Source organism: Leifsonia sp. CL147, from assembly GCF_900114565.1.
Classification (GTDB): Bacteria; Actinomycetota; Actinomycetes; order Actinomycetales; family Microbacteriaceae; genus Leifsonia.
In genome coordinates this window covers 178,282-201,231 of record NZ_FOTM01000004.1, presented here as the reverse complement: position 1 = coordinate 201,231, position 22,950 = coordinate 178,282, and the positions used below count along the sequence as shown (strand labels likewise).

General features: G+C 70.4%; 23 protein-coding genes. 4 read left to right on the top strand and 19 right to left on the bottom strand.

All coding sequences use genetic code 11. The features are described from left to right. Position 1 precedes the first annotated feature (1 nt). The 10 genes from BM287_RS05740 to infC form a co-directional block, all read right to left on the bottom strand. Entirely contained in the window at positions 2-1,249 is a 1,248-nt protein-coding gene (locus BM287_RS05740) for an acetylornithine transaminase (RefSeq protein WP_090036833.1), read from the bottom strand. Beyond that, positions 1,246-2,193: an acetylglutamate kinase gene (gene argB, locus BM287_RS05735; RefSeq protein ID WP_090036921.1), complete on the bottom strand. Its 948-nt coding sequence runs from the start codon at positions 2,191-2,193 to the stop codon at positions 1,246-1,248. Before argB ends, BM287_RS05740 begins: the two co-directional genes overlap by 4 nt. A 17-nt stretch (positions 2,194-2,210) precedes the next feature. Next, entirely contained in the window at positions 2,211-3,365 is a 1,155-nt protein-coding gene (gene argJ / locus BM287_RS05730) for a bifunctional glutamate N-acetyltransferase/amino-acid acetyltransferase ArgJ (protein ID WP_090036831.1), read from the bottom strand. Between the two features lie 46 nt (positions 3,366-3,411). Then, positions 3,412-4,551 (bottom strand): N-acetyl-gamma-glutamyl-phosphate reductase, encoded by a 1,140-nt coding sequence (locus BM287_RS05725; protein WP_090036829.1) that lies wholly within the window; start codon positions 4,549-4,551, stop codon positions 3,412-3,414. Between the two features lie 682 nt (positions 4,552-5,233). Beyond that, a complete protein-coding gene (gene pheT / locus BM287_RS05720) occupies positions 5,234-7,777 on the bottom strand; it encodes a phenylalanine--tRNA ligase subunit beta (protein ID WP_090036827.1) in 2,544 nt (847 codons plus the stop codon). Beyond that, positions 7,777-8,817 carry a phenylalanine--tRNA ligase subunit alpha gene (gene pheS / locus BM287_RS05715; protein WP_090036919.1) on the bottom strand — a complete coding sequence of 347 codons (1,041 nt, stop codon included), beginning with the start codon at positions 8,815-8,817 and terminating at the stop codon, positions 7,777-7,779. The genes pheT and pheS overlap by 1 nt, the downstream gene beginning before the upstream one ends. A gap of 85 nt (positions 8,818-8,902) precedes the next feature. Continuing rightward, positions 8,903-9,703 (bottom strand): TrmH family RNA methyltransferase, encoded by an 801-nt coding sequence (locus BM287_RS05710; RefSeq protein WP_090036825.1) that lies wholly within the window; start codon positions 9,701-9,703, stop codon positions 8,903-8,905. Between the two features lie 395 nt (positions 9,704-10,098). Next, positions 10,099-10,485: a 50S ribosomal protein L20 gene (gene rplT / locus BM287_RS05705; RefSeq protein WP_090036823.1), complete on the bottom strand. Its 387-nt coding sequence runs from the start codon at positions 10,483-10,485 to the stop codon at positions 10,099-10,101. Positions 10,486-10,533: 48 nt separating this feature from the next. Further along, positions 10,534-10,728, bottom strand: coding sequence for a 50S ribosomal protein L35 (gene rpmI / locus BM287_RS05700; protein ID WP_090036821.1), 195 nt, complete (start codon positions 10,726-10,728; stop codon positions 10,534-10,536). Beyond that, positions 10,728-11,423 (bottom strand): translation initiation factor IF-3, encoded by a 696-nt coding sequence (infC, locus tag BM287_RS05695; RefSeq protein ID WP_244527929.1) that lies wholly within the window; start codon positions 11,421-11,423, stop codon positions 10,728-10,730. Before infC ends, rpmI begins: the two co-directional genes overlap by 1 nt. Before the next feature lie 246 nt (positions 11,424-11,669). On the opposite strand from infC, the gene BM287_RS05690 reads away from it, so the two are divergent. Beyond that, on the top strand, positions 11,670-12,044 hold the full coding sequence (locus BM287_RS05690) for a DUF1844 domain-containing protein (protein ID WP_090036819.1): 375 nt from the start codon (positions 11,670-11,672) through the stop codon (positions 12,042-12,044). A gap of 28 nt (positions 12,045-12,072) precedes the next feature. Here BM287_RS05690 and BM287_RS05685 read toward each other — a convergent pair whose 3' ends face one another. The 7 genes from BM287_RS05685 to BM287_RS05655 all read right to left on the bottom strand — a co-directional run bounded on the left by BM287_RS05685 (position 12,073) and on the right by BM287_RS05655 (position 17,648). Further along, a complete protein-coding gene (locus BM287_RS05685) occupies positions 12,073-13,500 on the bottom strand; it encodes an amidase (RefSeq protein ID WP_090036817.1) in 1,428 nt (475 codons plus the stop codon). A gap of 9 nt (positions 13,501-13,509) precedes the next feature. After that, positions 13,510-14,724, bottom strand: coding sequence for an alpha/beta hydrolase family protein (locus tag BM287_RS05680; RefSeq protein ID WP_090036815.1), 1,215 nt, complete (start codon positions 14,722-14,724; stop codon positions 13,510-13,512). 258 nt (positions 14,725-14,982) lie between these two features. Beyond that, positions 14,983-15,213 carry a hypothetical protein gene (locus BM287_RS05675; RefSeq protein ID WP_090036811.1) on the bottom strand — a complete coding sequence of 77 codons (231 nt, stop codon included), beginning with the start codon at positions 15,211-15,213 and terminating at the stop codon, positions 14,983-14,985. A 1-nt stretch (position 15,214) separates the two neighbouring features. After that, on the bottom strand, positions 15,215-15,763 hold the full coding sequence (locus BM287_RS05670; protein ID WP_090036809.1) for a DUF2781 domain-containing protein: 549 nt from the start codon (positions 15,761-15,763) through the stop codon (positions 15,215-15,217). Positions 15,764-15,811: 48 nt separating this feature from the next. Further along, a complete protein-coding gene (locus BM287_RS05665) occupies positions 15,812-16,390 on the bottom strand; it encodes a GNAT family N-acetyltransferase (RefSeq protein WP_170857439.1) in 579 nt (192 codons plus the stop codon). A gap of 35 nt (positions 16,391-16,425) precedes the next feature. Next, positions 16,426-17,118, bottom strand: coding sequence for a uracil-DNA glycosylase (locus BM287_RS05660; RefSeq protein WP_090036913.1), 693 nt, complete (start codon positions 17,116-17,118; stop codon positions 16,426-16,428). Between the two features lie 8 nt (positions 17,119-17,126). Then, a complete protein-coding gene (locus BM287_RS05655) occupies positions 17,127-17,648 on the bottom strand; it encodes a phosphoribosyltransferase (protein ID WP_090036807.1) in 522 nt (173 codons plus the stop codon). Between the two features lie 118 nt (positions 17,649-17,766). On the opposite strand from BM287_RS05655, the gene BM287_RS05650 reads away from it, so the two are divergent. Beyond that, complete coding sequence (locus BM287_RS05650; RefSeq protein WP_090036805.1) at positions 17,767-18,558, top strand: nucleotidyltransferase domain-containing protein; 792 nt, start codon at positions 17,767-17,769, stop codon at positions 18,556-18,558. Positions 18,559-18,564: 6 nt separating this feature from the next. On the opposite strand, the gene BM287_RS05645 is transcribed toward BM287_RS05650, so the two are convergent. Next, entirely contained in the window at positions 18,565-19,275 is a 711-nt protein-coding gene (locus tag BM287_RS05645; protein WP_090036803.1) for a potassium channel family protein, read from the bottom strand. Between the two features lie 27 nt (positions 19,276-19,302). Beyond that, a complete protein-coding gene (locus tag BM287_RS05640) occupies positions 19,303-20,079 on the bottom strand; it encodes an SDR family oxidoreductase (RefSeq protein ID WP_170857438.1) in 777 nt (258 codons plus the stop codon). Between the two features lie 138 nt (positions 20,080-20,217). On the opposite strand from BM287_RS05640, the gene BM287_RS05635 reads away from it, so the two are divergent. Both BM287_RS05635 and BM287_RS05630 read left to right on the top strand, forming a co-directional pair. Continuing rightward, complete coding sequence (locus tag BM287_RS05635; RefSeq protein WP_090036801.1) at positions 20,218-21,540, top strand: bifunctional o-acetylhomoserine/o-acetylserine sulfhydrylase; 1,323 nt, start codon at positions 20,218-20,220, stop codon at positions 21,538-21,540. A gap of 201 nt (positions 21,541-21,741) precedes the next feature. Beyond that, entirely contained in the window at positions 21,742-22,947 is a 1,206-nt protein-coding gene (locus BM287_RS05630) for a homoserine O-acetyltransferase MetX (RefSeq protein ID WP_090036799.1), read from the top strand. The last annotated feature ends 3 nt before the right edge of the window (positions 22,948-22,950 follow it).

The window sequence follows — 22,950 nt, the reverse complement described above, 5'->3', positions numbered from 1 at the left end:
CTCACAGCGTTGCCAGAGCCCGCCCGAAGCGGTCGCGGAACTCCTCGAGCTCCGCGTCCCCGACGATCAGCGGCGGCGCGAGCCGGATGCTGGACTCGTTCGGCGCATTGATGATGAGGCCCTGGGCGAGGGCCGCATCCGAGAGCCGGTGGGCCTCGCCCTCGGTCAGGCCGATGCCGATGAGGAGGCCGTGCCCGCGCACATCCCCGATCAGGGGCGAGTCGAACGAGCGGATGATCGCCTTCAGCTGCTCACCACGACGCGCGGCGTTTCCGACCAGGTCCGAGCGCTCGATCTCGGAGAGGACCGCGTTACCGGCGGCCGTCGCGAGCGGGTTCCCGCCGAAGGTGGAACCGTGCTGGCCCTGCGTGTACAGGTCGGACGCCCAGCCGAAGGTGACGAGCGCCCCGATCGGAACGCCTCCCGCCATCCCCTTGGCCACGGTGACAGCGTCCGGGAGGATGCCGTCGTGCTGGTACGCGAACCATTCGCCGGTGCGTCCGATGCCGGTCTGGATCTCATCCAGGATCAGCAGGGCGCCGTGCTGCTCGGTGAGCTCCCTGGCGCGCTGCAGGAAGCCGGCCGGCAGGTCGAGCACGCCGGCCTCGCCCTTGATCGGCTCGACGAAGAGCGCTGCCACCCGGTCGTCGATCGCCGACTCGAGCGCGGCGATGGTGGAGTCGATGTGCTCGACTCCGCCGGGGAGCGGCTCGAACGCCTCCCGCATCGGGGGCTTTCCGGTCAGGGCGAGCGACCCCATGGTGCGGCCGTGGAAGGCGTTGTGCAGGGCGAGGATGCGCGTCCGGCGCCCGTGCGGGCCCTTGTTCAGCCGCGCCAGCTTGAATGCGGCCTCGTTCGCCTCGGCCCCCGAGTTGCCGAACAGCACACGGCCGCGCTCGCCCGCGCCCGTGATGGTGCGCAGCCGCTCGGCCAGCTCGAGCTGCGGGGCTGTCGAGAAGTAGTTGGAGACGTGGGCGAGCGTCGCCACCTGGGCGCTCACGGCTTCCACGAGGGCGGGATGGGCGTGGCCGAGCGAGTTCACGGCGATGCCGGCCAGGAAGTCCAGGTACTCGTTGCCGTCCACATCCCAGACCCGGCAGCCCTCGCCGCGCGCGAGCATCAGCTTCGGGGTCGACAGCGTGCGCATGATCGCGTCCGTGAACGGCGCCCTCCAGGCCCCGTCGCGCCATTCCGTCCCCGGCGGGCGGCCCTCGGTGGTGGTCCTCTCCCGATTCTGGTCCTCGCTCACGCGGGCACCACCTCCGTCCCGATGCCGGACTGCGTGAAGATTTCGAGCAGGATGGAGTGCGCTATCCGCCCGTCGATGATCGCGGCCTTCGCGACCCCGCCGTCGACCGCATCCAGGCACGCCGCCATCTTGGGGATCATGCCCGCCTCGAGCGACGGCAGCAGCGCGCGCAACTCGTCCGCGCCGATCTTCGAGAGCAGGGATTCGCGGTTCGGCCAGTCGCTGTAGAGGCCGGCGACATCGGTGAGGATCACCAGCTTCGCCGCCCCCAGCGCGACCGCGAGCGCCGCAGCCGCCGCATCGGCGTTGACGTTGAGCGCCTGCCCGGCGTCGTCGATGTCCGGCGCGATCGAGGAGACGACCGGGATGCGGCCCACCGCGAGCTGCGTCAGCACCGCCTCCGGATCGACGGCGACCACATCGCCGACGAGCCCCAGGTCGACCTCTTCGCCGTCGATGACGGCCGCGCGGCGGCGGCCCTGGAACAGCCCGGCGTCCTCGCCGGAGAGTCCTGCGGCGAGGGGGCCGTGCTTGTTGATGTTGCCGACGATGTCCCGGTTGATCTGGCCGGTGAGCACCATCCGGACGACATCCATCGCCTCGGGAGTCGTCACGCGGTAGCCGCCGCGGAACTCGGAGTCGATCCCGAGTCGTTCGAGCATCGCGGAGATCTGCGGTCCGCCGCCGTGCACGACGACGGGACGCAGGCCCGCGTAGCGGAGGTAGACCATGTCCTCGGCGAAGGTGCGCTGCAACTCCTCGCTGACCATCGCGTTGCCGCCGAACTTCACCACGACGATCTGGTCGTGGAAGCTCTTCAGCCAGGGCAGGGACTCGATCAGCGTGGCCGCCTTGGCGGCCGCCGACTCGTGCTCCGCGGCCGCCTCGTCGGCGATGCTGCGGCTCTCGGTCGACTCGGTGGACGGCGTCGCGGTGGGAGGCATCTCGGTTTCGCTCGTCATCAGCTCGCGTACGCGCTGTTCTCGTGCACGTAGTCGTGGGTGAGGTCGTTGGTGAGGATGGTCGCCGTCGCGTCACCCGCGTGCAGATCGATCAGCACGTGGACATTCCGTGGATGCAGATCGACCAGGTCGCGGGGCTGATCCGGCTCGCCGGCGGTGCACACCTGGACGCCGTTGATCGAGACGTCGATCCCGTACGGGTCGAATTCCGCGTCGGTCGTCCCCACCGCAGCGAGGACCCGGCCCCAGTTCGGGTCGTTCCCGAAGATCGCCGCCTTGAACAGGTTGCTGCGCGAGACCGCGCGCCCGACGATCACGGCGTCGTCCTCGTTCGCCGCCTGGACCACCTCGATCGCGATGTCGTGCGCGGCGCCCTCGGCGTCCGCCTGCAGCTGCTCGGCGAGATCGCGGCAGACCTCCGTCAGCGCACGGGCGAAGTCCGCCTCGTCCGGCTCGACGCGGCTCGCGCCGGAGGCCAGCAGGGCGACGGTGTCGTTGGTGGACATGCAGCCGTCGGAGTCGAGTCGGTCGAAGGTCACGCGCGTCGCCGAACGCAGCGCCCCATCCAGCTGCTCCGAGGTGAGGACGGCGTCCGTCGTGATCACGACGAGCATGGTCGCGAGGCCCGGGGCCAGCATCCCGGCGCCCTTCGCCATCCCGCCGACGGTCCAGCCGTCCGGAGACCGGAACGCCGCCTGCTTGGGCCGCGTGTCGGTGGTCATGATCGCCTCGGCCGCGCCGAGGCCGGCGTCGGTCGCGAGCGCACCCGCCGCCGTGCCGACGCCGTCGATCAGCTTGTCGAGTGGCAGCTGGTCGCCGATGAGCCCGGTGGAGCAGACCAGCACGTCGCCCGCGGAGATCCCGAGCCTCTCGGCCACCGCCTCGGCCGTGGCGTGCGTGGTCTGGAACCCCTGGGCGCCCGTGTAGCAGTTCGCGCCGCCGGAGTTGAGGACGATGGCGGAGACCACACCGTCCTGGATGACCTGCTCGCTCCACAGCACCGGGTTGGCCTTGCAGCGGTTGGTGGTGAAGACGGCGGCCGCGGCGTTCAGCGGGCCGAGGTTGTGGACGAGGGCCAGATCCCGGTTGCCGCTCGCCTTGAGTCCGGCGACCACGCCGGCCGCGGCGAATCCGGAGGCTGCTGTCACGCTCATGAAACGGTCGCCTTTCTGGTGGCGGACCGGTCTGCGGCCTCGACGTTCACGGTGCGACTCCGTTCACGGTCAGGCCCGCGGTCTCGTCGAGACCCAGGGCGATGTTGACGGATTGGATGGCGGCTCCCGCCGTCCCCTTGTACAGATTGTCCATCGCGAGCACCGTGACGACGCGGCCGGCCGCCGCATCCAGCGCCACACCGATGAGGACGGTGTTGGCGCCGAGGACGTCGGCGGTCCGCGGGACGGTCCCCGCCGGCAGCACCTGCACGAACGGCTCACCCGCGTAGGCGTCCTCCCAGGCCGCCTGCACCTGCTCCGCTGTGACGCCCGGCTTCACCCGCGCCGTCGACGTCGCGAGGATGCCGCGTGACATCGGCACGAGGACCGGCGTGAACGACAGGGTCGGCGAGACGGCGCCGGCCTTGCGCAGGTTCTGCTGGATCTCGGGGATGTGGCGGTGCGTTCCGCCGACCGCGTACGGGTTGGCGGAGCCGAGGATCTCGCTGGCGAGGTACATCGTCTTCAGCGACTTGCCCGCCCCGGACGGGCCGACCGCGAGCACGGCGACGATGTCCTCGTCGTCGATGAGACCGGCCCGGATGCCCGGAGCGAGCGCCAGGGAGACGCTGCTGGAGTTGCAACCGGGCGCCGCGATGCGCCGGGCGCCGCGGAGCCGGTCGCGCTGCTTGCCGGTGCCGGCCGAGGCGGGCGTGGGTCCGGCGTCGGAAGCGGCCGCGGCTCCGGTCTCCGCTCCTGCCGCCGCTCCGGTCTCCGCTCCGGTCTCGTGTGCGGCGAGGGGCAGCTCGGGCACTCCGTAGGCCCACGCCCCGTGGTACTCGCCGCCGTAGAACGCGGCCCAGTCGGCCGGGTCCTCCAGCCGGTGGTCGGCGCCGCAGTCGACGACCACGGTGTCCTCCGGCAGCTCCGCGGCGATCGCACCGGAGGTGCCGTGCGGAAGCGCGAGGAAGACGACGTCGTGCCCGGCCAGGGTCTGGGGCGTCGTCTCCTGGAGGGTCAGGTGCGCGAGCGAGCGGAGGTGCGGCTGGTGAGCGATCAGCGGATGGCCGGCGTTCTGGTGCGCGGTGACCGTGCGGACCTCGAAGTCCGGGTGCCCGGCGAGGATACGCAACAGCTCACCGCCCGCGTAACCGGAGGCGCCTGCGACGGCGACCGAGAGAGTCATGCTTGTTCCTTATTCGAGTGGACGACAGAAGTCTCGGCGACGGCGGCGCCCACGTCGATCCACAGCACAGGACCGCCCGGAACGCCGCCTAGCTTCGGCGGTCGCGCAGGCGTCGGCGCATGACACGGGCGGCGGAAGCCGCACCCGTCGAAGCGGTGCACCGGACGGAAAGCATGGGACAACCCTAGCGCCCCCTCCCCGGCCCCCGCCAAATCCGGTCCCTCACCCGTGGTCCGGGACCGCCGCCTCCCGCCGCGACCGCCCCAGTCACGTCTTGCCACGCCAGGGGAGGAGATTCGAGCGGATCAGGTCCGGATCTCCTCCGCTACCGCCAATCCACGAAGATTCGGCACCCGATCTCCTCCCTTAGCGCCAGCCCAGGTTCCCCTTCGATCTCCTCCGTCAGCGCCAGCCCAGGTTCCCCTCCGATCTCCTCCGTCAGCGCCAGCCCAGGTTCCCCTCCGATCTCCTCCGCTACCGCCAGCCCAGGAAGGTTCCCCCTCGATCTCCTCCTGGTGCGGCCGACTGAAGGAGAATCGAACGGGTCGGGTTCGAATCTCCTTCAGTACTGCCGATCGAAGGAGATTCGACACCCGATCTCCTTCGGTACGCCTCGCGTTCGGTGTGCCCGCGCACCGTCGTCGCGGCACGGGCGCGGCCGTCCGCTCCGGAGCGCGCGGGACTACTCGCGGATGGCCGCGCCGAAGCGGTCGGCGGCGCAGGCGGCGCCGGCGAGCTTGGCCTCGGTGGCCTCCGCCGCCGTGAGGGTGCGGTCGGCGGCACGGAAGCGGAGCGCGAAGGTGAGGCTCTTGTGTCCCTCGGGCAGGCCTGGGCCCCGGTAGTCGTCGACGAGTCGGATGTCCTCGAGCAGCGCACCCGCGCCCTCCCGCACGGCTCGCAGCACCTCGCCGGCGGGCGCGTCCGGAGGTACGACGAGGGACAGGTCCTGGGTGGCGGCGGGGAAGCCCGCAATGACGCCCGCGACGATATCGGCCGGGGCGACGCCGATCAGGGCGTCGAGATCGAGTTCGAAGACGGCGACCACGCGAGGCAGATCCAGGTCGTGGGCGAGCGCCGGCAGCAACTCGCCGGCATAGCCGACGGAGACCACGGTTCCGTCCGCGGCGCGGGCGAGCAGCTCGGCCGTGCGGCCCGGGTGCAGCGCCTGATGCGACGCTTGCGCGACGTCCACGGCGAGTCCCACCGCGGCGGCCGTCTGGCGCACCATGTCGAGGGCGTCGGTCAGGCCCGCGGGCACCGGGGCGACGCCGGGCTGCTTCTCGAGGACGTTGCCCACGACGAGTCCGGCCAGATGCCGGGGTTGAGCCGGGATGCCGGCATTGAGCCCGGCGAGGATGTCGGGGCCGGGCAGGGCGGCGCCCGGCGGCAGCGTCTCGCTGCCGATCGAGCCCTCCGAGGGACGGAACACCGTGCCGAGCTCGTACACGCGCAGATCGACGAGCCCGCGGGCGAGGTTGCGTTTGGCCGCATCCAGCAGGCCGGGAAGCAGCGAGGTCCGCAGGTACGGCGCAGTGGCATCCAGCGCGTTGGCGAGCCGGACGGCGGGGACGCCGCCGGCCTCCGGTGCACCGAACAGGTCGTTCTGCGCCTCGCTGACGAACGGGAACGACAGCACTTCGGTGGCGCCGTTGTCGGCCAGCGTCTGCACGACCGCACGGCGCAGCCGCTGCTCACGCGTCAGCCCGCGACCCGGAGGCGCGACGGGCAGCACCGAGGGGATGCGGTCGTAGCCGACGATGCGGGCGACCTCTTCGGCCAGGTCCGACTTGTCGCGCAGGTCCGGTCGCCAGGTCGGCGCGGCGACGAGCAGGCCGTCCGCCGCTTCGCTGACCGTGCCGCCGATCTCGGCCAGGGCACCGCGCACCTCGTCGTCGCTGAAGTCGACGCCGATCAGCCCGGCGATGTATCCCGTGGGAAGGTGGATGGGCTCCGCGGACTCGGAAGCGTCCAGCAGCGAGCCGAGCTCGTCCGCGTGTCCGCCCGCGAGCTGCTCGAGCAGCTGCACGACGCGTGCCGCCGCCGCGACGGCGACCTGCGGGTCCACTCCGCGCTCGAAACGCTTGGAGGCCTCGCTCGGCAGCTTGTGGCGTCGTGCGGTCCGTGCGATGGAGACCGGGTCGAAGTTCGCCGCCTCGATGAGCACGTTGCGGGTTCCGGCGCCGATCTCGGTGGAGGCGCCTCCCATCACTCCGGCCAGGCCGATCGCGCCGGAATCGTCGGCGATGACGAGGTCTTCCGGGTCGAGCGTCCGGGTCTGGTCGTCGAGGGTGACCAGCGTCTCCCCCGGCGCCGCCCGGCGCACGACGATCCCGCCGGACAGCCGGTCGAGGTCGTAGCCGTGGATGGGCTGCCCGAGCTCGAGCATCACGTAGTTGGTGATGTCGACGATGAGCGAGATCGAGCGGATGCCCGCCAGCTTCAGCCGGGCGATCATCCATGCGGGCGTCGGGCGCGAGCCGTCGACGTCACGCACGACGCGCGTCACGAAGACGCTCGCGCCGACGTGGCCGCGCAGCGGCGCGGTGTCGTCGATCGTCACGCTGAAGCCCCGGGCGTGGTCCGCCGCGGAACGCACCGGCACGGCGTCGGCCGGATCGCGGAACGCGGCGCCGGTCGCGTGCGAGTACTCGCGGGCGATGCCGCGGATGGAGAACGCGTAGCCACGGTCGGGCGTGACGTTCACCTCGACCGCAGCGTCGTCGAGCCCGAGCAGCCCCACAGCGTCCGTGCCGACCTCCGGGTCGAGCCCGAGGGTGCTCAGGCGCAGGATGCCGTCGTGTTCCTCGCCCAGCCCGAGCTCGCGTGCGGAGGCGATCATGCCGTCCGAGACGTGGCCGTACGTTTTACGCGCGGCGATGGGGAACGGACCGGGCAGCACGGCACCGGGCAGCGTCACCACGACCTTGTCCCCGGCGAGGAAGTTGCGGGCGCCGCAGACGATTCCGCGCACGTCCGCACCGCCGTCCGCTGCGCTCCGGCCCTCGGGCGCGACGCGCACCTGGCACCAGCGGATGGTCTTGCCGTTGCTCTGCGGCTCCTCCTCGAACTCCAGGACCTGGCCGACGACGACCGGTCCGGAGATCTCGAAGGTGTGGACGTCCTCCTCCTCCAGTCCGACGGAGACGAGGGCGGCGTGCACCTCCTCCGGGCTCGTGCCGGGCTCCAGGTCGACGAACTCGCCGAGCCAACTCAGAGGGACGCGCATCAGACCACCATTCCGAACTGCTGGGAGAACCGGACATCGCCTTCGGCCATGTCACGCATGTCCTGGACGTCGTTGCGGAACATCAGGGCCCGCTCCACGCCCATCCCGAACGCGAACCCGGAGTAGACGTCGGGATCGATGCCCGCGGAGCGCAGGACGTTCGGGTTGACCATGCCGCAGCCGCCCCACTCGATCCAGCGTGCGCCGCCCTTGAAGGTGGGATGCCACAGGTCGAGCTCGGCGCTCGGCTCGGTGAAGGGGAAGTAGTTGGGACGCAGGCGCACACGCGCCTCGTCGCCGAACAGCGTCTTGACGAAGTGGTCGAGCGTGCCGCGGAGGTGCGCCATGGTCAGGCCCTTGTCGACCGCGATGCCCTCGGTCTGGTGGAACACCGGGAGGTGCGTCGCGTCGAACTCGTCCGTGCGGAACACCCGGCCGGGCGCGATCCGGTACACCGGGAGGTCGTCGCCCAGCAGGGCGCGCAGCTGCACCGGCGAGGTGTGCGTCCGCAGGACGAGGTGCGCATCCGTCGGCTCGACGAAGAAGGTGTCCTGCATGGCGCGCGCGGGGTGGTCGGCGTCGAAGTTCAGCGCGTCGAAGTTGTACCACTCGCTCTCGAGTTCGGGTCCCTCGGCCACCTCCCATCCCATCCCGACGAAGACGTCGGCGATCCGCTCCTGGAGCAGGCTCAGCGGGTGCCGCGCACCCGGCGTCCAGCGGGACGGCAGAGCCGTCACGTCGACGGCCTCGGCGGCGAGCTGCGCCGCCTGCTCCGCCGCAGCGATCTCCGCCTCCCTGGCCGCGAATGCCTGGGCCACGCGAGACCGCGCGCCGCCGACCAGCTTGCCGGCAGCGGCCTTCTGGTCACCGGGGAGCGAGCGGATGGCGGCGTTCAGCCGGGCGAGCGGCGAGCCCTCTGCCGTGTGGTCGTGGCGCACCGTCTTCAGCGCCGCCGAATCGGCGGCGGCATCGATCGCGGCGAGAGCGGCCGTGACGGCCGCTTCGACCGCGGATTCGGTGATCTGCGTGGAATCTGACACGGTCACCCAGTCTAGTCGGCGAGCATCGCCCATCCCGGTCCCGGCCGGCGCCTGTGGACAACCGCCGGGCTGTGCGCAGCGTGAGTCAGGAACGCTGTGCGAAGGCCGACTCGTACAGGCAGACGGAGGCCGCCGTCGCGAGGTTCATGGACTCGGCCCGGCCATAGATCGGGACCGTCACCACCCGATCCACCAGCTCGAGCAGTTCGTCGGCGAGTCCGCGCGCCTCGTTGCCGAAGACCCAGGCGGTCGGCCGTGCCAGCTCGCCGTCGCGACGCGCCGAGAGGAGATCCTCGCCCTTGACGTCCGCGGCGAGCACCTGCAGGCCGGCGGTGTGGGCGCGGCCCACGACGTCGGCGAGGTCCGCACCGACCGCGACCGGCAGGTGGAAGAGGGACCCGGTGGTGGAGCGGACGACCTTCGGGTTGTAGAGGTCGACCGTGCGGCCGCTCAGCACGACCGCATCGGCGCCGGCGGAGTCGGCCGCGCGGATGATCGTGCCGGCGTTGCCGGGATCGCGCACCTCCTCGAGCACGGCGACGAGGCGCGGCGCGCCGGCGAAGATGTCGCGGACCGAGGTCGGGAACTGCCGCGCGACCGCGACGAAGCCCTGCGGAGTGACGGTGTCGGCCATCGCATCCAGCACGTGCTCCGAGACGAACTCGGCCTCGAGCTCCGCCTCCGCTGCGGCACGGGCGATCTCCGGGTACCGCTCGAGAGCGGTCGGCGTGGCGAAGAGGTCCACCATCAGCTCTGGTCGGAAGGACAGCGCCTCGGTGACCGCCTGCGGCCCTTCGAGGAGGAAGAGCCCGGTCTCCGCGCGTGCTGCGCGTTTGGCGAGCTTGGCGACGGCCCTGACGCGCGGCGAGCGCGGGTTGTCCAGCATGTCACCAGCTTAGGGGTCAGCATTCGTCACGAATGTCCCCTTCAGCACAGCCCAGCGCAACATTCGTCACGAATGTCCCCCTCAACACAGTCCAGCGCAACATTCGTCACGAATGTCCCCCTCAACACAGCCCAGCGCAACATTCGTCACGAATGTCCCCCTCAACACAGCCCAGCGCAACATTCGTCACGAATGTCCCCCTCAACACAGTCCAGCGCAACATTCGTCACGAATGTCCCCCTCAACACAGCCCAGCGCAACATTCGTCACGAATGTCCCCCTCAGCACCGCCCAGCGCGACATTCGTCACGAAGGTCCCCCCGGCACAGCGGCCCCCCACGAAACGACGAACGGCCCGGTCGAGGTGACTCGACCGGGCCGTTCCGACGGTGGGGTTACGCCGCGGCCTTCGGGGCCGACGTGTCGGCCGGCAGCGCCTTCTTGGCCGTCTCGACGAGCGCCGCGAAGGTCGCGGGCTCGGTGATGGCCAGGTCGGCGAGGATGCGACGGTCGACCTCGACACCCGCGAGGCCGAGGCCCTGGATGAAGCGGTTGTACGTCAGGCCGTTCGCACGGGATGCGGCATTGATCCGCTGGATCCAGAGGCGGCGGAAGTCGCCCTTCTTCTGGCGGCGGTCACGGTACGCGTAGACGAGGGAGTGGGTGACCTGCTCCTTCGCCTTGCGGTAGAGGCGCGACCGCTGGCCGCGGTAGCCCTCTGCGCGCTCGAGGATGACCCGACGCTTCTTGTGGGCGTTTACCGCCCTCTTCACTCTTGCCATTAGTCGATTTCCTTCTACTGATTCACAAAGTCTGCGAGTGTCGAGTCGTTACTTGCCGAGCATCCGGCGGATGACCTTGGCGTCCACCTCGGGGACGACCTGGTCCTGGTTCAGCCGGCGCGTACGACGGCTGGACTTGAGCTCCAGGTTGTGGCGCATGCCGGCCTGCTGCTTCATGACCTTGCCGCTGCCGGTGATCTTGAAGCGCTTCTTGGCGCCGGAGTGGCTCTTCTGCTTGGGCATTACTTCTCCTCGTTCGTCGCCTGGGCGGGCGAACTCTCTTCGGACTGAGCAGCGTCGTCTGTCTCAGCAACCGCATCGTGGTCGCGCCCCTGAGCGCGAGCCTTGTTAGCGGCACGTTGTGCGTTGGCCTCGGCCTTGGCCTCCGACTTGTTCTTGAGCGGGCCGATGATCATCACCATGTTGCGCCCGTCGATCGTGGGGTTGGACTCCACGGTGCCGAGCTCGGCGACATCTTCAGCGAAGCGCTGCAGGAGGCGGACGCCCTGCTCCGGACGCGACTGCTCGCGGCCCCGGAAGAGGATCATGGCCTTCACCTTGTCGCCGGCCTTCAGGAAGCCTTCGGCGCGCTTGCGCTTGGTCTCGTAGTCGTGCTTGTCGATCTTGAGGCGGAAACGGACCTCTTTGAGGATCGTGTTCGCCTGGTTGCGCCGGGCCTCTTTGGCCTTCTGCGCAGCCTCGTACTTGAACTTGCCGTAGTCCATGATCTTGGCGACCGGCGGCTTGGAGTTGGGCGCGACTTCGACCAGGTCGAGGTCGGCCTCCTGCGCGAGTCGCAGTGCGACCTCGATCTTGACAACGCCGACCTGCTCTCCGCTGGGGCCGACGAGTCGAACTTCGGGGACGCGGATACGGTCATTCGTACGGGGATCGCTGATGTCTGTCTCCTCTGATCGAGCGATGTTCTTCGCAGCCACGGGCCGTCTGCGACGGTCCGGCGAAAGAGGAGGTTCCACGCACCAGCAGAGCCTGCGATTCCCAGATCTCGGAAGATCCGGTTCGCAGGCCTGGTACAGCACCCTGACTACCCCCGCGTTCACACGCGATGGCGGAGTGCAATGACCCGGTAACCTGTAAAACGGTCAAGCGCGGGTGGGAGGAATCTCCACTTTCGTACCGGGACAGAAGTCCCGGAGCCCGGACGATTCTAACAGAGGAATGCAGTGAGCGACACATCCTTCACCTTCGACGGCACCGGCGACGATCGCGACGGTGTCGCGGAAGCCACGCGGGACATCGCGGAGGTCCCCGCGGTCGAGGTGATCACCACGACCGCGGTCCACCTGATGAGCGCAGCCGCCGTCAAGTGCGGACTGGCCGACGACCCCGAGCATCAGACCGACTTGGATGAGGCGCGCAAGCTCATCGACGCCCTCGCCGGCCTCGTGACGGCGAGCGCCCAGCACATCGGGGACCAGCACGCGCGCAGCCTGCGCGACGGACTGCGGTCCCTGCAGCTCGCCTTCCGCGAGGCGTCGGCGATCCCCGACGAGATCGGGAAGGGCCCGGGTGAGAAGTACACCGGGCCCGTCAGCTGACGTTCGAGGGCTCTCGGATCGCGGACGGCTACCAGACGGGCGGGCGGCGGTCCTGCCAGTGCATGCGTCGCTCCAGCTGAGCGGCGAGTGACAGGAGCGTCCGCTCCCCTCCCGGCCGGCCGATCAGCTGCACGCCCATCGGGAGCCCGTCCTCGGTCTGCCACACCGGGAGCACGATGCCGGGCAGCCCGGTCACGTTGAGCATCGACGTGAAGGGCGTGTACTGGACCTGCTGCTCGAAGTTGCGCTCGCCGTCCTCCTGGTCGTACCAGCCGAGGGGCCGCGGGGTGAGCGCCATCGCCGGCGTCAGCACGGCGTCGAACGACGACAGCTGCGCGAGGAACGATCGCTCGTACGCGGTGAGCGCCGACAGAGCCTCGCTCAGCTCGCGGGCGCTGAGCGCGCGTCCCCGTTCGACCAGCCAGGCGGTCAGCGGCTCGAGCAGGGAGAGCGTCTCGCCCTCCGCCGGGATGCGCGCAGCGCCCGCCTGCCAGATCGTCCGGAAGGCGGGCGCATACGTGTCATCGGGCGTGAGCGCCGTCTCCTCCACTCCGTGGCCCATGGCGGAGAACGCCTCGACCGCGACGGAGAGGGCCTGACGCGCCTCGGGTGCGATGGCGATGTCGTAGGCGCCGTCCCAGGCGGACGTGGTCATCACTCCGAGCTGGAAGCGGCCCTCGCCGCGCACCGCTGCTCCGAGAAACGGACCGTCGTCGTCATACGGAGCTCGCAGCGTGAAGTGATGGTCGATGCGCCCGTTGCGCTTCGCGATCATGCCGTCGAGCAGCAGGGCCGCATCCGCCGTGTCACGGGCGATCGGACCGGCCACGACGAGGCCGGCCAGCGACTCGATGCCGCTTCCGGCCGGTACCAGTCCCCTGGTCGGCTTGAGCCCGACGAGTCCGCAGGCCGCAGCCGGGATGCGGATGGACCCGCCGCCGTCGGATCCCGGCGCGAACGGCAGCATCCCGGCTGCCACGGCCACAGCCGCTCCGCCGCTCGATCCTCCCGCTCCGCGTCCGGGGTCCCACGGATTGCGGGCGGGCGGCGCAGCGAGCGACTCGGTGTAGGCCGGCAGCCCGAACTCGGGCGCGTTGGTCTTGCCGAGACTGACGCCGCCCGCCGCATCCATCGTCTCGACGAGCTCGTCGCTCGTGTCGGGCACGAATCCCGTCATCGCGCGGGAGCCGAACCCCGCCGGGACTCCGGCGCGCATCCACAGGTCTTTGTCGCCGAACGGGAGGCCCCACAGCGGGGCGGTCCTCGGGACGCGCTCCGCCACTTCGTCCGCGCGCGCGAGCGCCTGGTCACGGGTGACCGTGACGAAGGCGCCGAGCTCCGGGTTCAGCCGTTCGATCCGGTCCAGGAAGTGGGAGGCGACCTCTCTCGGGGAGACCCGCCCGGACTGCAGTTCCTGCCAGAGCTCGAGCGCCGTCAGCTCGTGGAGATCGGCCATGCGACCAGGCTAGCCGAGCCGGCGGGATCCCTCCCGGCCCGAGCGGAGGAAGTCGATCACGGCGCTGTTGAAGGCCGCCGGATCGACGTTGTACTCCCAGCAGTGCTCCGCAGGTGAGAGTTCGACCAGTCGCACCAGGGTCGGATTCGCCATGGCGAACATCACGGAGCAGGACAGCGGCACCTCCCGATCGCCGTCGGAGTGGATCACGAGGGCGGGAACCGTGAGGCGACCGGGACGTGCCCAGCCCAGCTGCTCGAAGTCGATGGGCTCGACGAGTCCGATACGCGCGCTCAGGGACCGGTCGCCGAGCGCGCGGACGGCGAGCCCACCTACCCAGCTCGGCAGCCCGCGCACCAGGGCGCCGGTGCGCACCGCAGCCCGCCAGTCGGTGACGGGCCCGACGAGGACCAGGCGGTGGATGGATGCGCGGTGCGCGCTCAGCTCGCTGAGCTGCAACGCGATCGCGCCGCCGAGCGACCATCCGACCAGGATCACCCGCTGCGCTCCGTGGTCGAGCGCGTAGCCGATCGCCGCATCCACGTCCTCCCACTCGCGCAGCCCCAGCGTGGACGCGCCCCCAGGAGCCGCCGGCCCCTCACCGTCGCCGCGGTACGAGACGACCAAGGACACCATCCCGAGTGCGTCCATGGCGTGCACCGACGCGAGCGCCGTGGTCCGGGTGCCGTTGCGGCCGTGGATGTGGATGGCCCACGTCGAGGAGGGCGCGGAGGACGACGCGGAGGCGGGCGCGCTGGACGGGCCCGCCGCGGACGGGCCCGCCGCCTCCCGCGGCTCGATGAGCCAGGCCGGAGCCACGCCGCCCGGCACGGCGATGCGCACCTCCCGGTGGCGCCGCCGAAGGGATGCCGGACCCGGGTGCAGGTGCCCGGTCCACTGGCCGAAGCGCGCGGACCCGAGATCACCGTCGACGTCGAGCAGTTCGCGCGTCACCGTTCGCGCCTCGGGGTCGTGAGCGATCACGTGGCCGATGACCGCATGCCCGCCCTCGCCGAACCAGAGCCCGAACTGCCCGCGGTGCAGGGTGCGGCGATCCGCAGCCAGCGTGACGCTCGTACCGGTGCTGGAGTGGATGGGCGTGGCCGCACGCGGAGCCGGGTGGACGACGATGCGCGCCAGCGCCACAGCCGCGCGGCGCAGACCCCAGCGGCCTGCCCAGCACAGCAGCCCGGCGGCCGCGGCCGCGACGAAGATCCACCTCATACCCTTCAAGACGATTCGGCCTCCGGGTTCATGACGCCGGGTCGTGGCGCCGGGTTCAGCACGCCGGGTTCAGCACACCGGGCATGGACGTGGCCGGGAGCGTTCCACTCCCGGCCACGGTTTTCATGCCATCGGCCTCACTCGGCCGGCGCGGTGCCCGCGCCGTCCGACGATGTCGTCGCCCTCAGGCTAAGACGGAACCGCCGGGAGAGACAGTACCTGCAGCCAACTCATAGCCGGCCGCTGGCTCACACCCGCTCAGGCCGAGCCGACGAACGCCTCCAGCGCCTCGTCCAGGGTGCGCGCGGGCGCGACGTACTCGTAGACCGCCCCGACTCCCGAGGGCACGTACTCACCGTCGGGCGTGAGCGTGATCGCGCCCAGCGGCCGGCCGCGGCCCGGTTCCGCGTCGGCGTCCGGGAAGGAGTGGTCGTATACGTCGTAGCGGTCGCCGTCCTCGTAGACGGTCAGGTCTTCCAGCAGCGGCATCTCAGAACCTCCTGGTGAACGGCAGCGGCTTGCGCATCCTGATGAGCAGCAGGAGCGGGACGAGCACGTACGGCCCGTTGTACAGCAGGAAGCCGACCGGGTCGGGGGTCCGCTCCCCCACCGGGCCGAAGAACTCGACGCCGAAGACGGGGATGGCCGTCAGGCTGATGATCATCGTCGCGTAGATCACCGCGAACAGCTGGATCCCGTTGACGCCCTTCGCGAGGCAGACGATGAGCACCACGTAGAACGGGAGGTAGACGAAAGCGCTCGTGCCGGTGATGAACCGCAGCCAGAGCGGCTCGTGCATGTAGAGGGGGTCGTACTGCGACGAGTAGGTGTAGTTCCACTGCGCGAGGATGTTCGTCGTCGTCGCGGTCTGCGGGATGCCGAGGGTCGGGATCGCGTCGCTGATGATGCAGGTCACGATGAACAGCGAGAACATCACGATGAAGAAGATGTCGACAGGACGCCTGCGCAGCGGCAGGTTCGCCGGCGTCGCGGGAGCGGCGGAGGCGACCTGGCCGGTTCCGGGTGTCGCGCTGGTCACGAGGGCGAGCCTAGCGCCGCATCCTTTCGCCGGGGTGGAGCGTCGCGGCTATTTCAGCGACTTCTGCATGAGGATCGTGCCGAGCCAGCGGTCGAACTTGTAGCCGACGTGGCCCATGCGGCCGATCTCGGTGAAGCCGAAGTTCTCGTGCATCTTGATCGACGCCTCGGCCCCCTTGTCGGCGATCACCGCGATGATCTCCTTCAGCCCGGCGGCACGGGAACGGTCGATGAGCTCCTGCATCAGCACGGGCCCGAGGCCCTTGCCGGTGGAGGCGGCGCCCAGGTAGATCGAGTTCTCCACCGTGAACCGGTAGGCGCGCTTCTGCTTCCACGGCTGCACGAGGGCGTAGCCGAGGATCTGCCCGTTGGGCGACTCGGCCACGATGAACGGCATCCCGAGCTTCTTCAGATAGGCGAACTTGCTCTTCCACTCGCGCAGGGTCATCGCATCCTCGTCGAAGGTCACGGTGCTGTTGGCGACGTAGTGGTTGTAGATCTCGCGGACGTGCGGGAGGTCCTCCGGACGCGCATCGCGCATCGTGTATTCGAACGGCGCCTCCGGCGGCTCCGGTTTGCGCAGGTGGCGGGGCAGGGCCCGGCGCTGCTCGTATTCCTCTTCCAGCACGCCGACAAGCCTACGTCGCGCTCATTGCGAGCGCGTTACGGTTCGAGCGACCAGTCCACGGGCTTCTCGCCGAGGCGCTCCAGCAGGGCGTTCGCCCGCGAGAACGGCTTGGACCCGAAGAACCCGCGGGAGGCGGACAACGGGCTCGGGTGCGCCGACTCGATCACGGGGTTGCCATCCAGGAGCGGCATCAGCGTCGACGCATCCCGGCCCCACAGAACGGCCACGAACGGCCGGCGGCGTGCGACCAGCGACCGGATGGCGTGCTCGGTCACCGCCTCCCAGCCCTTTCCGCGGTGCGAGGCCGGCTCCCCCGGCCGGACGGTGAGCACGCGGTTCAGCAGCATCACGCCGTGATCGGCCCAAGCGCTCAGGTCGCCATGCGGAGGCGGGACGACGCCGATGTCGTCGCGCAGCTCGCGATAGATGTTCTGCAGACTCCTCGGCAGCGGCCGCACGTGGCGCTCCACCGCGAACGACAGACCGATGGGATGGCCGGGCGTCGGGTAGGGATCCTGGCCCACGATCAGCACGCGCACCTCCGACAGCGGCGCGCGGAAGGCGCGGAGGACGGCGTCGCCGGCGGGCAGGTAGGGGCGCCCTGCGGCCACCTCCTCGCGCAGGAACTCCCCCATCGCGGCGATGCGGCCGGCGACCGGCTCCAGCGCCGTCGCCCAGCCGGGGTCGAGCGAGCCGTCGGCGGCGAGCTCCGTCAGCGTCTTCGGCACGGGCGTCCTCAGTGCGTGGAGGCGGTCACCGGCGGCAGTGCCGACCACGGGAACGTGATCCAGCGGTCGGTGCGGCGCCAGACGAAATCGGGCTCGAGCACGGTGCGCGGCTTGGAGTAGAGGCACACCGTGCGCACGTCCGCGCCGGAGGCGGCGATCAGGTCCACCACCAGGGCGAGTGTGCGTCCGGAATCGGAGACGTCATCCACCAGCAGGACGCGCTTGGCGTCGAGGGCGGCCGAATCGAGCATCGGGGGAAGCACCACGGGCTCCGGCAGCCGCGTGTCGACCCCCGTGTAGAACTCCACGTTCAGGGCGCCGCAGGCCTTGATGCCGAGCGCATAGGAGATGGCGCCGGCCAGCAGCAGACCGCCCCGCGCGATGGCCACCACCATGTCCGGCTCGAAGCCGGACTCGACCACCTCGCCGGCCAGATGTCGCGCCGCCTCACCGAACTCCAGCCAGCCCAGGACCTCCCGGTCCGTCTCCACAAGGACGTCTGCACCGGAATCGTCGAGTTCGCTGGCCATTGGTCTACCGTACCCGGGCCGCGCCGGTGTTAGCATCGCGCATGACCTCCGAGAAGACGTCGGCGCAGCGTCGGGTCCGGCATCCGGGTATCCACGGCACATCCGGCTCGGAGTGACCATGTCCACGCAACTCCCGGCCGAAGTCGCCCAAGCGCTCACCGCCTTCCTGCTCGAGCAAGCGCGGATAGCGCCGGGGCTGGTGAGCAGGGCGATCGTCACGGGCTCGGCGGCAGCCGGGGACTGGCATCCCGGCGTCAGCGACATCGACGTGGTGTTCGTGGTCACGCGGGATCCCGCGGAGGACCTCCCGGCGCTCGCGGAGTTGCACGCCGCCTCCGATCCGCACATCGACGGCGTCTACCTGACGGAGTCGGAGCTCGCGCACGGTCCGGACACCGTGCAGACGGCCCCACAGGTCGTCGAGGGGGTGCTCGTCTCGGCGCTGGCCGGCGCACAGCTGAGCTGGATCACCTGGCGCGAGCTCGAATCCGGCGTCCAGGCCGTCGTGGACGGCGGGGACGTGATCTGGACTCCCGTCGCGGACCGGCACCCCGGCGCCCGGGAGGGCGTGGTCGCGCACTCCCGGGACAACCTGCTGGACTACTGGCGGCCCATCGGCGACGGCCTGGAGAAGGAGCTCGACGGCCGGGACGCGGATGCGCCGCTGCGGTCGGAGACGGTCCGCTGGGTGGCCCTCGGCCCCATCCGCCTCGTCGCCACCATGGAGACCGGCGAGGTGCTGTCGAAGACGGCTGCGGCGGCGTTCGCGGCCGAACGCTGGCCCGAGCACGCCGAGCTGCTGCGACGTGTGGCACGGGACCGGGCGGGGCACCGGCAGGCCTTCACGGTGCGGGACGGGCGGGAGGCGCTGGCGCTGCTGCGGGCGTGCGTCGCGGTGGCGGAGGGGTGAGGCTGCTCAATCGCCGTCGGTGCGGCCGTCCTGCGTCGGCTCGCCGTCCTCACGGTCCGATTCGGACTCATGGGCGGCGCGCAGCAAGCGCGTCCTCTCGGTCAGGTAGCTGACGATGGTCGCACTCGAGATGCCCACGATCGCAATGCCGCCGATCATCAGCACCACCGCGAGAAGCCGCCCGAGGATCGTCACCGGGTAGAAGTCGCCGTAGCCGACCGTCGACATGGTCACGCACGCCCACCACACCGCGTCGCCGAAGCTGACGATGGTCGCGCCGTGCGCGTGCCGCTCCACCCGGAGCTCCGTCAACGAGATCACGTAGAGGAACAGCACCACGGACGCGCCTGCCACCACGAGCACGCGGCGCCGCAGGTGGGACGCGCTCCCGCCTCCCAGGCCCGGGATGCGGCTGAGAGCGGTGAGGAGCCGGAACGGCCGGACCATCGGGATGAACACCGACAGCAGATCGATCGGGTTGCGCCGGACGAACGCGAGCTTCCGGACGGAGAGGATCAGCCGCACGAGGTAGTCGACCAGGAAGAAGGCCCACACCAGCAGCAGGACGACGATCAGCGTCCCCTGCACGACAGGCGTCGGGTGCTCATCCAGGATGCTCCACGAGTAGGCGATGAGGAAGGCGAAGGATGCGACGATGGCCGGCCACCCGGTGGCGCGCTCCCAGCGCTCACGCTTCGTGTCGTCCGCGACCGCCATCGTGCCGGCCCTTCCCGGATCCCGCCCTCAGCCCCGGACCGTGAGGGCGCCCTTGTGGAGCCGGTAGGGAGCGGCCTGGGCCACGGGCTTGACGACGATCAGATCCAGATCGACGTGCCGCGGCAGCGTGAGCGCGTGCACGATCGTCTCGGCGATGTCCTCCGCGGAGAGCGGCTCAGGCACATCCTCGTAGACCGCGTCGCGACGTTCCTTGTCGCCGCCGAAGCGGACGAGCGAGAACTCCTCCGTCGCGACCATCCCGGGGGCGACTTCGACCACCCGGATGGGCTCACCGTTCAACTCCAGCCGCAGCACCTCGGTCAGCGCGTGCTCGGCGAACTTGGCCGCGTTGTAGCCACCGCCTCCCGGATATGCGGTGAGGCCTGCGATCGAGGTCACGACGAGGATGTCGGCGTGCCCGGTCTCGGAGGCGCCCTGGCGCAGCAACGGCAGCAGGGCGGAGATCACCCGCTTCGTGCCGAGGACGTTGATCTCGTACATCCAGGCCCAGTCCTCGAGGCTGGACTCCTCCACCGACTCGAGGCCGCGCGCCCCGCCGGCGTTGTTGACGAGCGCATGGATGCCGCCGGTCGCGGCCACATGGTCGCGCAGCGCATCCACATCGTCCTGCTTGGTCAGGTCCGCCGCGAACACCTCGGCGCCCGTCTCTGCGGCGAGCGCGCGCAGACGGTCCTCGCGACGGGCGACGCCCAGCACCTCCCAGCCCTCCGTGCGGAAGGCGCGGACCGTGGCCGCACCGATTCCCGAACTGGCTCCCGTCACGACCACGCGTCTGCTGCTCATGCCCCCATTCTGCGGGTTACGGCGTGTTTCGGATACGTTGCCCGGTAGCCCCCGCGCGTCTAGCCTGCAGGAGTCGGCGGTGGCCGACCGCCGCAGCCGGTGCGCTCCGCGCATCGCAACACCCGAAGGAGAGACGCCATGACCGATGCCGCCGACTGGCAGTTCGAGACCAAGCAGATCCACTCAGGCGCCGCACCGGACCCGGTGACGAATGCCCGGGCCACGCCGATCTACCAGACCACGTCGTACGTCTTCAACAACGCCGAGCACGCGAAGAACCTCTTCGCGCTGGCCGAGTTCGGCAACATCTACACGCGCATCCAGAACCCGACGCAGGCCGTCGTGGAGGAGCGCGTCGCGGCGCTCGAGGGCGGCACCGGCGCCCTCCTCGTCGCCTCCGGCCAGGCCGCCGAGTCGTTCGCCGTGCTGAACATCGCCCAGGCGGGCGATCACATCGTCTCCTCGAGCTCCATCTACGGCGGCACGTACAACCTGTTCAAGTACACGCTGGCCAAGCTCGGCATCGAGACCACCTTCGTCGAGAACCAGGACGACGCCGACGAGTGGCGCCGGGCGGTGCGGCCGAACACGAAGCTGTTCTTCGCCGAGACCATCGGCAACCCGAAGATCAACGTGCTGGACATCTCCCTCGTCGCGGACATCGCCCATGAGGCGGGCGTCCCGCTCATCGTGGACAACACGATCGCGACGCCGTACCTCATCCGCCCGTTCGAGCACGGCGCCGACATCATCGTGCACTCGGCCACGAAGTTCCTCGGCGGCCACGGGACCGTCATCGGCGGCGTCATCGTCGACGGCGGCACGTACGAGTGGTCGAAGAACGTGGAGAAGTTCCCCGGCCTCACCCTTCCGGACCCGTCGTACCACGGCGCGAGCTACACCGCGGCTGTCGGCGACGGCCTCGCCTACATCATCAAGGCGCGCGTCCAGCTGCTCCGCGACTTCGGTGCGGCCATCGCCCCGGCGAGCGCTTGGCAGCTGATCCAGGGCATCGAGACCCTCTCGCTGCGGGTGGAGCGCCACACGCAGAACGCGCAGGAGATCGCGGAGTTCCTCGAGTCGCACCCCGACGTCGCCTCGGTGAACTACTCGGGCCTGCCGACCAGCCCGTGGTACGCGGCGGCCAACAAGTACGCCCCCAAGGGCGTCGGCGCTGTGCTGTCGTTCGAGCTGAAGGGCGGTGTGGATGCGGGCGCCGCCCTGGTGGACAACCTCTCGCTGTTCAGCCACCTGGCCAACATCGGCGATGTCCGCAGCCTCGTCATCCACCCGGCGTCGACCACGCATTCGCAGCTGACGCCCGAGCAGCAGCTGACCGCCGGAGTCACCCCCGGTCTCGTCCGCCTCTCGGTCGGACTGGAGAGCATCGACGACCTCAAGGCGGACCTCTCCGCCGGTCTCGCCGCCGCCCGCGCGGTCGCGGAGGCAGCGCGCGCGTAACCCGCCCCTCACCCCCCACCCCCCACCCCCCACCGTCACCCCCCACCGTCGAGTACGCAAAGACTGCACGCGGAGAACGTTTTCCGCGTGCAGTCTTCGTGTACTCGACGGTGGGGCTCGGGGCGCGTTGGGGGGAGGGGCGCGGCGGCGGCGGGACGTAATAGAGCGATGGGCGCTGGCGCGCTCCGGGAGAATGGGCCTATGGAGTGGCAGACATCCGCCGACACGGCGCCGTCGAGTTTCATCACGGACGCCCAGGCGCGGACGCTGCTCGGGAAGCCGCCGGCGAGCGGCGCCTGGAAGGAGTCCGACCATCCCGGCGGCCGGCACTTCGCCGGCATCGGGGCCTTCACCTTCGAGAGCGGGGAGAGCCTCCCCTACGTCCGCATCGCGTACGAGACATGGGGCGAGCTGTCGCCCGACGGCGACAACGCGGTGCTGGTCCTGCACGCGCTGACCGGCGACTCCCACGCGGTCGGCCCCGCGAGCGCCGGCCACCTCACCGCCGGCTGGTGGCAGGGCATCATCGGACCGGGCAAGGCGATCGACACCGATCGCTGGTTCGTCGTGGTTCCCAACATGCTGGGCGGCTGCCAGGGGACGACCGGGCCGGCATCCCTCGCTCCGGACGGAGCGGAGTGGGGCCCCCGCTTCCCGTTCACCTCCATCCGCGACCAGGTGAATGCGCAGGCCGCCTTCTCCGACGCGATCGGCATCGACCGCTGGGCGGCTGTCGTCGGCGGCTCGATGGGCGGGATGCAGGCGCTGGAGTGGGCCGTGATGTTCCCGCACCGTGTCGAGCGGCTGGCCGTGCTCGCCGCGCCGCCGCATTCCACCGCCGACCAGATCGCCCTCAACTCGGTGCAGATCGAGGCCGTTCGCACCGACCCCCTGTTCCGCGGCGGTCAGTACTACGACGCCGGGGACGGCGAGGGGCCGCACCGCGGGCTGGCGCTCGCCCGCCGGATGGCGCTGCTCAACTACCGCAGCCCCTCCGAGCTGAACGTCCGGTTCGAGCGCGCGTGGCAGAGCGGGATCAGCCCCCTGGGCGGCGGCGGCCGCTTCGCGGTGGAGTCGTACCTCGACTTCCACGGCAACAAGTTCACCCGCCGGTTCGACGCCAACAGCTACATCACCCTGGTGGAGGCGATGAACTCCCACGACGTCGGCCGCGGCCGCGGAGGGCAGGCCGCCGCGCTCTCGCGGGTCGCCGCGCGCACGCTCGTCGTGGGCATCGACAGCGACCGTCTGTTCCCCGTGGAAGGACAGGAGCAGATCGCCTACCATGTTCCGGACACGCTGGACGGTAGAGTTCCAGTGGTGATCCGGTCGGACTTCGGCCACGACGGGTTCCTGATCGAGGACGATGCGGTCAGCGCTCAGCTGAGGCGACTGCTCGCAGGCTGACGA